Source organism: Saccharopolyspora sp. NPDC045941 (assembly GCF_056431445.1).
In genome coordinates, this window is the sequence record NZ_JBWKKU010000006.1 from 37,032 (window position 1) to 51,623 (window position 14,592).

The following is a 14,592-nucleotide window of genomic DNA, read 5'->3' on the forward strand; positions in this document are numbered from 1 at the left end:
CTTCGCGGAGAATCAGAAGAGTGATTTCTTCTCCCCCTGAGCGATAGCACGGCTTCTGCTCGCGATGATCTCCACGAGCCGAGATGTCGATCTCTACCGCTGCGGCCGGAGGTGTGGCAGCGTGCCGCGCATGGACGTGTGGAGCGACGCCGACGTGGCCGCGGCGCTGGACCTGGACACCGCCATCGCCTCGCAGCGGCTGGCGTTCGAATCGCTCGGCCGGGGCGAGGCGCAGCTCGCCGAGAAGGTCGCCATCCGAACGGGCGACGACACGACGCTGTGCTACCTCAGCCGCCTGTCGCCGAAGCACGGAGCCGTCAGCAAGCTGGTCGCGGTCCACCCCGGCAATGCCGACCGGGGCCTGCCCGCGATCTCGGCGACGGTGCTGGTCCTGGACGCGGCCACCGGCCGGCCGGTGGCGACCATGCAGGCCACCGCGCTCACCGAGATCCGCACGGCCGCGGGCAGCGCCGTCGCCGCCGACGCGCTCGCGGTGCCCGACGCCGACGAACTCGCGATCCTCGGCTCCGGAGTGCAGGCGAGGGCGCACGCCCGCGCGATCGCGCGCGTGCGCGAACTGCGCGAAATCCGGATCTACAGCCGCGACGCGGCGCGCCGCGAGGCCGCGGCCGCGGAACTGGCGGCCGAGCTGGGCATCGCGGTGCGAGCCGTGGCGAGCGCCGGGGAAGCGGTCCGCGAAGCGCCGCTGATCGCGGCCTGCACCCTCAGCGCGGAACCCGTCGTCCCGACCGCCGCGGTCGCGGCGGGAGCGACGGTGATCAGCGTCGGCAGCTTCGAGCACCACCGGTGCGAGGTGGACGCGGAGCTGATCCGGCGCGCCGGAGCGGTCGTGGTCGACGAAGTCGGCACGGCCGCGACGCACGCGGGACCGATCGTGCGCGCCTTGGAGCGCGGCGACATCGAGCGCGCGCAGCTGCGAGCGCTCGGCGCGGTGCTGCTGGGCGAAGCCCCGGGGCGCGCCAGCGCGGGGGAGGTGGTGTTCTACAACAGCGTCGGCCTGGGCGTGCAGGACGCCGCCGCGGCCCACGCCGTGCTCGGCACCATCTAAGGGGTCTTTGAGGATGCGGCTTCAGCCGCATGCGGTGTGGGACTCAGCTTGCACCGCCGCGGGTTCTCAGGCGGCGTCTGGCGAGGACAGCCCCGATGCCGCGTATTGGTCTGGTCATACGTAAGTCGGGGCTCCCACAGTCCAGGCGTCGTGTGAGGTTCCGCTACCCGCACCGCCACGCAAGCCCATTCTGAAATGTCTTCTGAAGCGGATCCCGGGTCGTCGCGGGAAAGGCGAAGGGCTGCTTGGGGTCAGGGGAAGGCATCCGCGTGCTTCGCCGTCTTTCCCGGATGATCCCCATCGACGAACATCCCCGCATCGCGTGATCGCCAACCGGCGTTGCCAGCGGGGAGGTACTCGGTGCGAGACGAGACAGCCGCGACCGGTGGGTCGCTGTTCGGGACCGGGCCGAACGGGATCTTCCGCCGCACCGTGCCGAAGCCCGAGGCGCAGGGCGACCGGCGGATGCTCCGCGTGCTCGGGTTGCCGCAGCTGACCATGATCGGCGTCGGCGCCATCATCGGCGCCGGGATCTTCAGCCTCGCCGGGGCCGTCGCCCGCGACGTCGCCGGTCCCGCCGTGCTGATGTCGTTCCTCATCGCCGGCGCCGCTTCGCTGTGCGCCGCCTTCGCCTACGCCGAGTTCGCCGGGATGGTGCCGCGCGCCGGGTCGTCCTACACCTACGCCGCCGCCGTGCTCGGCGAGGTCGTCGGCTGGATCATCGGCTGGGACCTGCTGCTGGAGTACACCGCGATCGTCGCGACCGTCTCCATCGGCATGTCCGGCTACGCCGGGTTCCTGCTGGACGCCATCGGCGTCGACCTGCCCGCGTGGATGCTCGGCGCGCCCGGTACCGGCGAGGGGCACCGGGTGGACCTGATCGCGATGCTGATCTGCCTCGGCGTGGCCTGGCTGCTCAACCGCGGCACGAAGACCTCGGCGAAGGTCGATGTGGCGCTCACCGTCGTGAAGATCGCCGTGGTGCTGCTCGTCGTGGTCGTCGGACTGTCCCAAGTGGACTTCGCGAACCTGACGCCGTTCGCGCCCTTCGGCTGGGGCGGGGCGGTCACCGGGGCGGCCACGGTGTTCTTCGCGGTCTTCGGCTACGACGCGCTGTCCACCGCCGCCGAGGAATCCGTGGAGGCCCGCAAGCTGATGCCGAAAGCGATGGTCTGGTCGCTGGCCATCTCGATGGTGCTCTACGTCGGCGCCTGCATCGTGCTCACCGGCATGGTGCCGTACCACGAGGTCAACCCGGACAGCGGTTTCTCCAGCGCGTTCGCCAGCGTCGGCATGCCGGGCGTGGCGACCGTGATCGCGGTCGGCGCGATCCTCGGCATCGTCACGGTGAGCTTCTCGTTCATGATGGGCGCCTCCCGGCTGTGGTACGCGCTCAGCCGCGACGGGCTGATGCCGAAGTGGTTCGGCGAACTGCACCCGGTCCGCCGGGTGCCGCACCGCGCGACGTGGATCCTCGGCATCGTCTCCGCGGTGCTGGCCGGCCTGCTGCCGGTGCAGGAGGCCGCGGAGCTGACCAACATCGGCGTGCTGTTCGCGTTCGTCCTGGTCTGCGCCGCGGTCGTGGTGCTGCGCTACCGCAGGCCCGACCTGCCCCGCAGCTTCCGCTGCCCGGGCATGCCGGTGGTGCCGGTCCTCGGCGTGCTGTTCTCCGCCTGGCTGATGTCGTTCCTGGCCGGCGAGACCTGGCTGCGCTTCGCCGGTTGGCTGGTGGTCGGCCTGCTCGTCTACGGCCTGTACAGCTACCGGAACACGCGGCGGGTGATGCCGGGCGGTTCGGTCGACCTGAGCGCGCTGGACGAGGAGAAGCAGTGACCACCGCAGCGATCTCGATCTGGAAACCACGCGCCGCCGCAGGCGTTTTCGGCGCCGCGATCGCCACCGGCGCGGCGATCCTCGCCACCGGCGGCGCGGGCACCCTGTGGGGCCTGACGCCGATCGTGGTGTACGCGATCCTCGTCCTGCTCGACGTGGACGTCGTGCTCGCCACCCTCGCCGCGCTGGTCGTCGCGGCGCTGGAGACCGGCACCGCGCCGCTGGAGCTGGGCACGCTGATGGGCAAGTCCCTGGGCTCCTTCATCGCCGTGGTCGGCATGATCATTCTGCTCGGCGGCGGCCTCGGCCGGGTCGTCACCGAGACGGGCGCGGCCGCGACGATGGTGCGGATGGTGTTGCACGGCATCGGGATCAGCACCCGGCTGCGGTTCCGGATCGGCGTGATGCTGTCGGCGACGCTGCTGGGCGCGGCGCTGGGCACGCTGTCGGGCGCGAGCGCCCTGCTGGTGCCGATCGTGCTGCCGATCGCCGCCGCGATGCGGCTGACCCCGCCGTCGATGGCCGCGATGTTCCACGCGGGCACCGCCGCGGGCCTGGTCACCGGCCCGTTCACGCCGCCGGTGGTCACGATCATGGGCACCGCGCAGATCGGCTACGGCGAGTACCTGCTCAGCGCCGGGATCCCGATGGCCGCCACCGTCTGGCTCACCGGGCTGGGCATGTCGCACTGGATCCAGCGGCGCACCGAGGGCATCGACTCCTATCCGGACGACGTCGCCGAGGAGGCCGAGCACGACCCGGCGACCGCCAGGCGGGCGACCATCGGCTTCCTCGGCAGCATGGTGGTCCTGGTGGCGCTGGGCATCGCGTTCCACGCGAGCTACACCTACGTGCTGATCGTGATGCCCGTCAGCGCCGTGGTCACCGCCCTGTGCGGCCGCATGTCGCCGACGGCGGCGCTGCACGCGATGTACCGGGGTGCGCAGCCGCTGCTGTGGTTGTTCCTGCTGTTCTGGCTGCTCAACCCGATGCTGGAGCTGCTGGAGCGCTCGGGCGCCTACGACGCGATGCAGCGGCTGGTGGCGCCGACGCTGGGCGATGTCGGGCCGTGGCTGTTCTGCATGATCGTGCTGGTCGTCGGCTGGCTCGGGGTCTCCGGCGCGGCGGTCGCGCAGGTGGTGCTGCTGCAGAAGCTGTTCGGCCCGGCGCTGGCCGGGCTGGGCATTCCGCCCGGCGCGTGGGCCGCGGTGCTGCTGGGCTCCTCGCAGATCGACTGGTTCGGGCCGTTCCCGGGGCCGGACATGATCGGGCAGATGGGCCTCGCGCTTTCCCGGAACCTGCGGATGATGATGTTCAACGGCTGGGCGATCATGGTCGCCAACCTGGCCTTGTTCGCGGTCCTGTTCCTCGTCCTGGTCTGACCCGGGCAGGCCGCCCGAGGAATCAGTTGGGGAGGCGCGAGGTGGGGTTTGCGGAGCGGTTGCGGGCCGAGGCGGCGTTCGGGGGTCTGCCCGGGCGGATCGGGTTCGCCGCCTGGGATCTCGACGAACGGGAACCGGTGCTGGTCGACGCCGAACGGGTCGTGCACGCCGCCAGCACGATCAAGGTCCTGATCATGATCACCGCGCTGCGCGCCGTGCACGAGGGGCGGCTCCGGCTGGACGCCGAGGTCGAGTTGCCCGCGGAGCGGGCCGGCGGGTTCGGGGTGCTGCGGGAGCTTCCCAGCGTGACGGCGATCTCGCTGCGCGACCTGATCACGCTGATGATCGTGATCAGCGACAACGCAGCCACGAACGCGGTGATCGACGCGGTCGGGTTCGAGGCGATCCGGGCCTGCGCCGCCGACCTGGGCTGCACGGCGACCCGGGTCCAGCGGCGGCTGATGGACGTCAACGCCCCGGGTCGCAACGAGACCACGGCGCTGGACCAGGCGCGCGTGCTCGCCGCGCTGGCCGGGGGATCGGCGCTGCCGCCGGAACTGACCGAGCGCGCGCTCGACGTCCTGTCGCGGCAGCAGGTCCGCGACCGGCTGCCCTCGTTGCTGCCGGACGGCGCGAAGTGCTGGAACAAGACCGGAGAGCTGCTCGGCCTGCGCCACGACGTGGGGCTGATCGGCGACGACCGGCCGCGAGCGGTGGTGGCGGTGCTGGTCGACGAGCTCACCGACGAGTGTTCCGTCGCGGGCTACCGCGGCGGACCGGCCTGCGATGCGATCGCGACCCTCGGGCGGGCCGTGCACCGCGCTCTCGGCTGAGCACGGCCCACCCAGAGCGGCGAAACGGCTGGTCCTGCGACGGGATCGCCGCAGACGCCGCTCGTCAGCGACTCCAGCCGGCCGGGTCGGTGACCGGGCGGGCGTCGGTTGGCGGGGGCTCGACCGGTCGACCCTCGTACTGGGTGGACAGCACGACGTACGAGTGCATCTCGCCGTGCTCGCCGAGCCGCTCGAACAGGCCCTCCAAGTGCCGCATCGATGTCACCCGGACCTTGAGCATGCTGCACGAGCTGCCGCTGAGCTTGTGCACCTCGGCGACTTCGGGAAGTTCGGCCGCGGTGGTGGTCTTCAACAGGCAGCGGCCGAGCTGGCAGCGCATCTGCACGAACGCAGTCAGCGGCAGGCCCGCCTTCGCCGGGTCCACCCGGGCCTGGTAGCCGGTGATCACCCCGGTTTCCTCCAGTCTGCGCACCCGTTCGGCCACTGCGGGCGATGACAGGTTGACCCGGCGGCCCAGCTGGTTGTACGACAGCCGGCCGTTCTCCTGGAGTTCGGCGAGGATGCGCCAGTCGGTCTGATCGAGCGGCTTCTCCATTCGGAAAGTATCAGGGCATCGTCGCTTTGCGATCAACAACCGAACGACATCGATCGCCGCTGTTCGAGCATTCAAGTCGCCGAACCGGTTTTCTACTGTGATGACCATGCTTCGAGCTGGGACGATCGATCGGCGGGGACGCGCGACCCGGGCTCTGTGCGCGGGCACCGTGGTGATGAACGCGGCGATGGGCATTGCGAGCGCGGTGAGCACGATCGTCGCAGGAGCTCAGCTGGGCACGACGTGGGCCGCGGTGCCCAACACCGCCGGTGTCATCGGCACCGGCCTGGGCGCGTTGCTGCTCAGCCGCGGGATGAACCGGTGGGGCCGGCGAGCCGGGTTGCTGCTCGGCTACGGCCTCGCCGCCGCAGGTGGTTTGGCCGCCGCCCTGGCCTCGATCCATCGGGACGCGGTCGGACTGTGCGCGGGATTGCTGCTGCTCGGGATCGGCAACGCCGGCGCGCAGTTGTCCCGGTACGCGGCTGCGGAGATGTACCCGTCGCACCGGCGAGGGCAGGCGATCGGCGTGGTCGTCTGGGCGGCCACCCTCGGCGCCGTGGGCGGGCCGCTGCTGATCGCGCCCACGGCGGCGCTCGGCGGGCCGCTCGGCTGGCCCGGGCCGGTCTGCGCCTTCCTCGCCGCTGCGACTTGTTGTGCGTTGGGTGTGGTCGCTGGGTTCGGCGCGCCTGCCGGAGCGGGCGTGCGGGACGGGGCGCCGGGAGTGCGACCCGGGCGTCTGCTGCGGGTACCAGCTGCCCGCAGTGCGTTGCTGGTGATGGCGAGCGCCCAGGTGGTGATGGTCGGGATCATGACGGCGGCGCCGCTTGACATGCACCACCACGGTGCGGGGTTGGGCATGGTCGGTGCGGTGTTGTCGGCGCACACGCTCGGCATGTTCGTGCTCTCCCCGGTCACCGGGCGATTGGTGGACCGGTTCGGCGCCCGGCCGGTGATGGCGTCCGGCCTGGCCGTGCTCGTCCTGTCCAGTGCGGTCGCCGCGTTCGGCGAGGGCGATCCGCTGCGCATGGTGGCGCTGTTCCTGCTGGGCTACGGGTGGAACCTGTGCTTCGTCGGCGGCAGCGGACAGATCACCCGGCAGTTGCCGGCAGCGGACCGGATGCAGATCGAGGGCGCCGTGGACGCGGCGGTGTGGGGCGCGGCCGCGGTCGCGAGCCTCGCCTCCACGGCGATCCTCGCGGCAGGTGGATTCGCGGCGCTGGGGGTGGTGGGCGCAGTGCTGGCCGTGCTGCCGCTGGCGCTGCTGGTGCGGCGGAGACGATCGGTGGAGCCATCGCATCCCGAGCATCGGCGAGCCGGTTGACGATGCCGGCGGCACCACCGGGTGGTGCCGCCGCGAGGCGCCTGGTCGGGCGTCGCGAACCCCCGAAAAGATGACGAACAAATGTTCTAAAACCAGTGTCGAAGTGCTAGAATGATGTTGTCGGGCAGGGGGTTCGGGCACATTTGGACCACTGTGGACCGTCGCCTTCGGGGGCGGATCGCAGTGGCGCTGAATGCTGCCCTCGACCGCGGGAAGGGGCACTCGTGGACGGTGTGCAGATCAGTCTCGGTTCGTTCCTCGACTACATGCGCAGCACGCCGCGCGGTTGCGCGGGCATCGTGCGGGACCAGCGGGAGATCTACCTCGATGAGACGAGCATGGCCTGGGCGTTCTACGGGCCGTTCCGGCTGGCGCTGCGGCAGGCGGTGAGCTCGCCGGACGCGGTGGAGATCGTCGCGGCGGCGGTGCGGCAGGCGCGTCCGGTGCAGCAGCCCCACTTCCAGGAGCTGCACGCGGGATTCCAGCGCTGGTGGGGCAGGGCGAAGGCGGTCGGCGTGCCGATGACCTCCGCGCGGTGGAACATCGGCGGCCTCGCAGTCACCATCTCGGACCGGAGTTCGCTGGCGCTGCGGCGCCAGGACGGCCGCACCGAGGTCGTGGTGCCGTACCTGAAGGAACCCGAGCTGGGCACGGATTCCGCGAGCCTGGCGCTGCGGCTCCTGGAGCACGCGATGCCGGCCCTGCGGCCGGGCGCGACGCCGATGGTGCTCGACGTGCGTCGCGGAAAACCGTTGCGGCTGCGCAAGAACGCCAACCGGGTGGAGCTGGACGCGTTGCTGGCGGCCGAGGCGGCCAAGTACCTCGCGCACTGGACCGCGGTGGTGGGAGCGCCGGCGTCGTCGACCGCGTCGAGCGACGTGGGGTTCCGGCCGAGGCTGGTGCCGGAGATCCCGCTCCCGCGGGTGGGCGGTATCTAGCGTCGACCGCTCGCTCGTCGGGGCATGACCCGGATTTCCCGGGTTATGCCCCGGCTTCGCACCGGTTCGCCGTTTCGGCGCGGTGAATCAGCCGCGCCGGGGCTGGCGGTGCATCAGTCCGAAGCGGGACCACTGGGACTCGGCCGCTTCGATGGACTTGCGGGTCCGCTCGGGGTCCACTGTGGATAGCTGGGCGACGATGGCCTGCGCGACCGCCAGTCCTGGCGCGAGGGACGGGAAGAACGCCACGCCTTCGGCGGGGATCAGCAGCACCTCTTCCGCCGCGGCGACCAGGTCCGGGCTGGCCGCATCGGAGAGCACGAAGACCCGGGCGCCGCGGCTGTGCGCTTCCTCGGCCGCGGTCACGGTGTGCTGGTACAGCCGCCAGAAGCTGATCGCCACCAGCACGTCGCCGGGTTCGATCCGGGACACCGCGTTGGCCAGGTCGGCGTCGTACGTCAGGGTCGCGTCGTACCCGGCCAGCCGCACGTTGTGGCTCAGCGCCGCGCCGATCGAGGCGTAGCTGCCGTGGGCGACGATCAGCACTCGCCGCGCCTGCGCGATCGCCTCGGCGATGGTGCGGATCTGCTGCTCGTCGAGCCGCCGGTTGAGCATGGCCAGCGACTCCAGGTCTCGGCGCAGCGATGCGGCGCCGAGCTCGCCCTCGGTGTGCTGCGCCGCGGCGACCTCAGGCGCGCTCAGCGAGGACAGGAACCGCGCGCGCAACTCCTGTTGCAGGTCTGACCAGCCGCTGAAGCCGAGCGCCTGCGCCGTGCGGCTGACCGTCGCGACGTTGACGCCGGCCAGCTCGGCGGCCTCGGCGGCGGAGCTGTAGGACACCCGCCGGGGCTGCGTGAGCAGCACCTCCAGCACCGACGCGCCCTTGCTGCGCAGCCCGCGATCGGGCACGCGCCCGCGCAGCCAGGTCTCGAATCCGTCGGATTCCCCGGCCGCGCTGGTGGTGGCGCTGTCGGTCATCGCGTTCCTCTCGTCGGGCCGATCGCTGCGCATCGGTGCACGTCGATGCGCCGACACACACTGTAACGAGCCTAAAACGCAACAGGTATTGCGTTTCTGTTCATCTGCACTATATGTTGCCGGTCACTTCGTTCGGTGCTGCAACTCTCCTGGAGGCACCTCGTGTCCCTGTTGGCCCGGTTGGACCGGCTCCCGCTGAGCCGGCCGCACTACCTGCTTCTGCTGCTCGGCGGGCTCGGCTACACCTTCGACGGGATGGACTCCGCCGTGGTGGCCTTCCTGCTGCCCAGCGTGCAAGACGAATGGGGGCTGACCAACGCCCAGCTCGGCCTGATCGGCTCGGCCACCCCGTTCGGCTTCCTGTTCGGCGCCACCTGCGCCGGCATCCTCGGCGACCGCATCGGGCGCCGCAAGGTGATGATGTGGGCGCTGGCCGTCTACGCGCTGTTCTCGATCGTCGGCGCGATGTCCCCGAACTACGAGATCTTCCTCGGCGCCCGGGTGCTGGCCGGTTTCGGCGCCGGCGCCGAGAGCGCGATCATCGCGCCGTTCCTGTCCGAGTTCGTCCCCGCCGCCCGGCGCGGCTGGTTCGTCGGCGCCCTGGCCGGCTTCTTCTCGTTCGGCTTCGTCGCGGCCGCGCTGCTGGGCCGGTTCGTGGTGCAGCCGCTGCCCGAGGGCTGGCGCTGGGCCCAGGTGATCACCGCGGTGCCGATCGTGATGCTGCTGTGGTGGCGGCGTTCGCTGCCGGAATCGCCGCGCTACCTGCTGGCCAACGGCCGGACCGCCGAAGCCGAGAAGGTCGTGCTGGACCTGGAGCGCAAGGTGCAGGCCGTGACGAAGGCGCCGCTGCCACCGGTGCCGGAGACCGCGGTGGACAAGCCCGCCGAGGCCCGCAAGATCGGCTTGGCCTCCGCGCTGAAGTACCTGTGGAGCGGCCGGATGGCGCGGCGCACCGCGATCACCTGGCTGATCTGGTTCGTGATCACCTTCTCCTACTACGGCTTCTTCACCTGGATCCCGACGCTGCTGGTGCAGCAGGGCATCACGGTCACCAAGAGCTTCGAGTTCTCGATCATCATCTACCTGGCGCAGGTGCCGGGCTACTTCTCGGCGGCGTGGCTGGGCGAGTTCCTGGACCGCAAGAACACCATCGCGCTGTACCTGGCGGGCGCGGCGGCCAGCGCGTTCTGGATGTCGCAGATGACCGACCCGGTGATGATCACGACCTCGGCGGCGGTGCTGTCGTTCTTCCTCAACGGCACCTACGCGGCGGTGTACTCCTACACCCCGGAGGTGTTCCCGACCTGGATCCGCGCGTCGGGCACCGGGCTGTCCAGCGCGTTCGGCCGCGTCGGCAGCATCATCGCGCCGTCGGTGATCGGCATGTCCGCCGCGTCGCTGGGCTTCGCGGGCGTGTTCGGCATGACCACCGCAGTGCTCGCGGTCGGCGTGGTGTGCACGCTGCTGTTCGGCTTGTCCACCGCAGGCCGGTCGCTGGAGGACCTGACCGAAACCGACGCACCGAAGGCGGCCACCCGATGAACCTGTCCACAGTGGAAGACCGGATCCGGCGGGAGATCGGCGTCCGGCTGTTCACCGTGCTGGCGTGGCTGCCCGGCCGCCGCGTGCTGCACCGGGCGCACACCAGCCACCCCGAGCAGTACCCGGTGGGCGGCGAGAAGTCCGTCGAGGTCGCCGCCGACTGGCTGGACCGCTGCATCCGGCAGCAGAAGCCGTTCTTCGGGCCCGACGCGGACTCGGTCCGCCAGGTCTTCGCCGACCACGCGCTGATCGCGGAACTCGGCTGCGGCTCGGTGATCAACGTGCCGGTCATCGGCGCCGACGGCACCACCCTGGGCACCCTCGCCCTGCTCGACGCCGAGCACGCCTACGGCCAGGCCCAGGTGGACCGGGCCGCCGAGCTGGCGGCGCTGGCCGTTCCCGCGCTGGCCGAACTCGTCCAGCGCCTCGACAACACCACGGAGGAGTCGAACTCGTGACCGCCCTGCTGCTGCGTTCCGGCAAGCTGCTCGACGTAGAGACCGGCAAGTACGCCGAAGGCGACCTGCTGTGCGTCGACGGCCGGATCGCCGAGACCGGCCCCGGCCTCACCGCCCCGGACGGCGCGCAGAACGTGGACCTGGCCGGCGCCACCGTCCTGCCCGGGCTGATCGACGCGCACGTGCACGTCACCGCCGCCACCGCCGATCTCGGTGCGCTGCCCGCGTGGTCGCCGTCCTACGCCACCGCGCACGCCGCGCAGATCATGGGGAAGATGCTCGACCGCGGCTTCACCACGGTCCGCGACGCCTCCGGCGCCGACTTCGGGCTGGCCGACGCGCAGGCCGAGGGCCTCATCCGCGGGCCGCGGCTGGCGTTCTGCGGCAAGGCGCTCAGCCAGACCGGCGGGCACGGGGACAGCCGTCCGCGCGGCACCCGGGTGCACGACGGGCACCAGTGCTGCGCCGGGCTCGGCCGGATCGCCGACGGCGTGGACGCGGTGCGCGCCGCGGCGCGCGACGAGCTCCGCAAGGGCGCGCACCACATCAAGGTGATGGCCGGCGGCGGCGTGGCCTCGCCGACCGACCGCATCGACTCCACCCAGTACTCGATGGAGGAGCTGCGGGCCATCGTCGAGGAGGCGGACGCCGCCAACCGCTACGTCGCCGCGCACGCTTACACGGCTCGCTCGGTCAGCCGGGCGCTGAAGGCGGGCATCCGGTCGATCGAGCACGGCAACCTCATCGACGAGTCCAACGTGGCCGAATTCCTCGAACACGACGCGTTCCTGGTGCCGACGCTGGTGACGTACTGGGCGCTGAAGACAGAGGGCCGCGAGTTCGGGCTGCCGGAGGACAGCTGGCGGAAGGTCGACGACGTGCTGGGCGCCGGGCTGGCGGCGCTGGAGATGGCGCACCGCGGCGGCGTCAAGATCGTCTACGGCAGCGACCTGCTCGGCGGCATGCACCGCCACCAGAACGAGGAGTTCCGGATCCGCGGCGAGGTCCTCCCGCCGCTGGAGGTCATCCGCTCGGCGACGACCACGGCGGCGGACCTGCTCGGCATGACCGGCGAGATCGGCACGCTGCGGGTGGGTGCCCTGGCGGACCTGGTGGTCCTCGACGGCGACCCGCTGGAGGACATCGCGAACCTCGCGAACCCCGATCACATCCGCCACGTCGTCCAGCACGGCGCCGTGGCGTGAAGCGAACGGACCGTTCACCTCGTCTATTGGGGTGAACGGTCCGTTCGCTCCGGCTCGGCGGTGAGGTGAACGGACCGTTCGCCCCGCCTATTGGGGTGAGCGGTCCGTTCACCCCCGGCTCAGCCGAGCACCGGGTCCCAGCCGGAGGACAGCCGGGCCAGGGACGTGCCGAGGCCGGTGGGGCCGGGAAGCACGCTCCTGGTCAGGCCGACCGGGATGTTGTGGCGCAGCTCCGAGTCGAAGTACCGGCGGCATTCCCGGTGCCAGTTCAGGATTCCCGCCATCCAGTCCTGCAGTTCCGAGGCGTAGCGGTTGAGCATCGCCCGCGCCTCGGCGTCCAGTTCCCGCTCCTCGAACAGCGCAGGCAGCTCGACCTCCACGGTGTGCTCGAACTGCTTCATCCGTGCGGTCATCAGGTCGTGCACGATGTCGAAGGCCCGGTCCTGCCCGCAGTCCAAGAAGTTCTGCACGACCAGCACCGCGTTGTGCACCTCGCCCTCGTACTCGATCTCCTTGCGATACGAGAAGACGTCGTTGACCATCGTCGCGTAGTCGATCGCCGAGTTCTCCATGTTGCGGATCGTGCGCGTCCGGTAGATCTCCGGTGGCACCGACTGCCCGTGCGAGAAGCGGGACAGGCTCAACGTGAGGTCCGAACCGAACGTCCGGCGCCGCATCTCGACGTAGTCGATCGGGTCCGGGATGTGGTTCTGGTGCTGGTTGTCCAGTTCCCACAGCCAGCTGTCGATCATGACCTCCACGGACTTCCGGAACGCCCGGCGGGCTTCGGGCGGCATCGGGCCGATCGTGCGCTCCCACAGGTCGGCCAGACCGCGTTCCAGCATGTTCACCGGGACGACCGGACTCGCGCCTTCGAGGGGGAGCAGTTCCTTCAGGCGGGCGTTCTGCGCCTTCGCGCCCGCCATGTTCCGCCCGTGGCCGAAGACCGACGGGTAGTAGTCGTCGCCGTAGGTGCCCCACGTCAGCCACGCCGCCGACAGGTCCAGCTCCTCGACGGTCGCATCGGGGTCGAGCCCGGCGGAGCAGTGCGGGAGGTCGTTGTTCCGCAGCATCTGCTCGGTCCACACCAGCGGCACGTCGTCGAACATGCCCATGGCGCGGGCCCATTCGACGTTGTGCTCCCGCGAGGTGTCGAGGTGCGGGGACATCGACACCTCGTAGGGCATGTAGATCTCCCGGCGTGAGATCTCGCCGACGGGCTGGAAGGGGACCCGGGTGAAGCTGCGCATCCGTTGCGGCGCGGTCGAAAGCAGCGACGAGACGATGTGCGCCGCCGCGGTCCCGAACCCGTTCGGCCCGGCCAGCACGGTCGGCGTGCTCGACCCGTCCGGGTAACGCCCGGACTGCATGTGCCACTCGTGGCCGCCGGACTGCCAGTCCTGCAGGCCCTTCACGTAGCCGAGGACGGCCAGCCGACCGACCGGGTCGATGCCGTGCTCGTCGAGCAGGCGTGGCACCTCCGTCAGCGCGGTGTGCTCGAACTGGTGCAGCCGGGAGGTGAGCAGGTCGTTGACCGCGTTCGCGGCCTCCTGCGTCGTGCAGCCGAGGAACTTCTCGAAGACCAGCACGCCATTGCTCAACTCGCCCTCGTCCTGCACCTCGCGCTCGTAGGAGAACAGGTCGTTGCGCAGGTGCACGGCGTCGGAGAACGTGTCGCGCAGCACCTCCATCGGGCGGGTCGCCGCGATCTCGGCCGGCACCTCCGCGCCGACGGCGTGCTCCACCAGGTTCGCCGACCACGGCGCGCCGCCCACCTTGCGGCGCATCTCCACGTACTCGATGGGATTGGACAGCCGGTTCTCGGAGATGTTGGCCAGTTCCCACAGCGATTCGTCCAGCAGGTGCTTGGTGTTCTCGGCGAACCGCTGCCGCCAGTCCGAGCTCATGGCAGGCACCGTGCGGGTCCACAGGTCGGCCAGGCCGCGTTCCACCGGGTTCGCCGGCTCCGCCGTGATCGGGCCCTCCACCGGCATGAACGCGGCCAGCCCGTCGAGGTACTCGCGGGCCCCGGCGAGGTCCGGATTCCGCTTGTACAGCTCGACGAAGTGGTCGTCGAAGTAGAACACCCACACGTACCAGTCGGTGATCAGGTCCAGCTCCGGTCCGTCCGCATCCGGGTGCGTGTAGGCGCACAGCAGCGCGTAGTCGTGCCGGTCGAGGTCCGCCTCGTCCCAGATCGGCACGCCGTCCTGCGGCACGTCGATCATGTCCATCCGGTAAGCCCACGCCTTGCTGTGCTCTCGTGCCCGCTCCAGGTTCGGGTTCAGCCGAGCCGGGTAGGACAGGTAGAAGTCCGGCAGTCGGAAGGGCTGCATGGTTTCGCGCACCTGACCTCTCTGCGATGGTCGTCGACCCTGCGCACGAAACCAGCGTTGGCGGTGGCCGCCAATGCCTTCGGTGGGGTTACACACGATCGAGAATCAGTGTCGCCCGACCAGCCCAGCCCGACGCTGCGT

12 protein-coding genes are annotated in these 14,592 nt (G+C 70.7%); 9 read left to right on the forward strand and 3 right to left on the reverse strand.

From position 1 onward, the window contains the following. Positions 1-130 precede the first annotated feature (130 nt). The 4 genes from AC07FN_RS06490 (at position 131) to AC07FN_RS06505 (ending at position 5,117) form a co-directional block, all read left to right on the forward strand. Entirely contained in the window at positions 131-1,069 is a 939-nt protein-coding gene (locus tag AC07FN_RS06490) for an ornithine cyclodeaminase family protein (RefSeq protein WP_478394818.1), read from the forward strand. A gap of 360 nt (positions 1,070-1,429) precedes the next feature. Next, positions 1,430-2,902 carry an amino acid permease gene (locus AC07FN_RS06495; RefSeq protein ID WP_478394690.1) on the forward strand — a complete coding sequence of 491 codons (1,473 nt, stop codon included), beginning with the start codon at positions 1,430-1,432 and terminating at the stop codon, positions 2,900-2,902. Next, on the forward strand, positions 2,899-4,284 hold the full coding sequence (locus AC07FN_RS06500) for a GntT/GntP/DsdX family permease (RefSeq protein WP_478394691.1): 1,386 nt from the start codon (positions 2,899-2,901) through the stop codon (positions 4,282-4,284). The genes AC07FN_RS06495 and AC07FN_RS06500 overlap by 4 nt, the downstream gene beginning before the upstream one ends. 41 nt (positions 4,285-4,325) lie before the next feature. Continuing rightward, complete coding sequence (locus AC07FN_RS06505) at positions 4,326-5,117, forward strand: serine hydrolase (RefSeq protein ID WP_478394692.1); 792 nt, start codon at positions 4,326-4,328, stop codon at positions 5,115-5,117. Between the two features lie 64 nt (positions 5,118-5,181). On the opposite strand, the gene AC07FN_RS06510 is transcribed toward AC07FN_RS06505, so the two are convergent. Next, the gene (locus tag AC07FN_RS06510; protein ID WP_478394693.1) at positions 5,182-5,673 is read right to left on the reverse strand and encodes an Lrp/AsnC family transcriptional regulator; all 492 of its coding nucleotides are present in this window, start codon (positions 5,671-5,673) and stop codon (positions 5,182-5,184) included. 106 nt (positions 5,674-5,779) lie between these two features. On the opposite strand from AC07FN_RS06510, the gene AC07FN_RS06515 reads away from it, so the two are divergent. Both AC07FN_RS06515 and AC07FN_RS06520 read left to right on the forward strand, forming a co-directional pair. Then, positions 5,780-6,994, forward strand: coding sequence for an MFS transporter (locus tag AC07FN_RS06515; protein ID WP_478394694.1), 1,215 nt, complete (start codon positions 5,780-5,782; stop codon positions 6,992-6,994). 224 nt (positions 6,995-7,218) lie between these two features. Beyond that, a complete protein-coding gene (locus AC07FN_RS06520; protein ID WP_478394695.1) occupies positions 7,219-7,932 on the forward strand; it encodes a hypothetical protein in 714 nt (237 codons plus the stop codon). 87 nt (positions 7,933-8,019) lie between these two features. Here AC07FN_RS06520 and AC07FN_RS06525 read toward each other — a convergent pair whose 3' ends face one another. After that, entirely contained in the window at positions 8,020-8,910 is an 891-nt protein-coding gene (locus tag AC07FN_RS06525; protein WP_452614014.1) for a MurR/RpiR family transcriptional regulator, read from the reverse strand. A gap of 162 nt (positions 8,911-9,072) precedes the next feature. Between AC07FN_RS06525 and AC07FN_RS06530 the strand changes: the two genes are divergently transcribed. From AC07FN_RS06530 to AC07FN_RS06540, 3 genes are read left to right on the forward strand one after another with little or no spacing between them, the layout of a single operon-like run. Continuing rightward, complete coding sequence (locus AC07FN_RS06530) at positions 9,073-10,452, forward strand: MFS transporter (protein ID WP_478394696.1); 1,380 nt, start codon at positions 9,073-9,075, stop codon at positions 10,450-10,452. Next, entirely contained in the window at positions 10,449-10,910 is a 462-nt protein-coding gene (locus AC07FN_RS06535; RefSeq protein ID WP_452614016.1) for a GAF domain-containing protein, read from the forward strand. The genes AC07FN_RS06530 and AC07FN_RS06535 overlap by 4 nt, the downstream gene beginning before the upstream one ends. Further along, positions 10,907-12,115 (forward strand): metal-dependent hydrolase family protein, encoded by a 1,209-nt coding sequence (locus AC07FN_RS06540; protein ID WP_478394697.1) that lies wholly within the window; start codon positions 10,907-10,909, stop codon positions 12,113-12,115. Before AC07FN_RS06535 ends, AC07FN_RS06540 begins: the two co-directional genes overlap by 4 nt. 119 nt (positions 12,116-12,234) lie before the next feature. Here AC07FN_RS06540 and AC07FN_RS06545 read toward each other — a convergent pair whose 3' ends face one another. Next, positions 12,235-14,451: a terpene synthase family protein gene (locus tag AC07FN_RS06545; protein WP_478394698.1), complete on the reverse strand. Its 2,217-nt coding sequence runs from the start codon at positions 14,449-14,451 to the stop codon at positions 12,235-12,237. Positions 14,452-14,592: the final 141 nt, after the last annotated feature.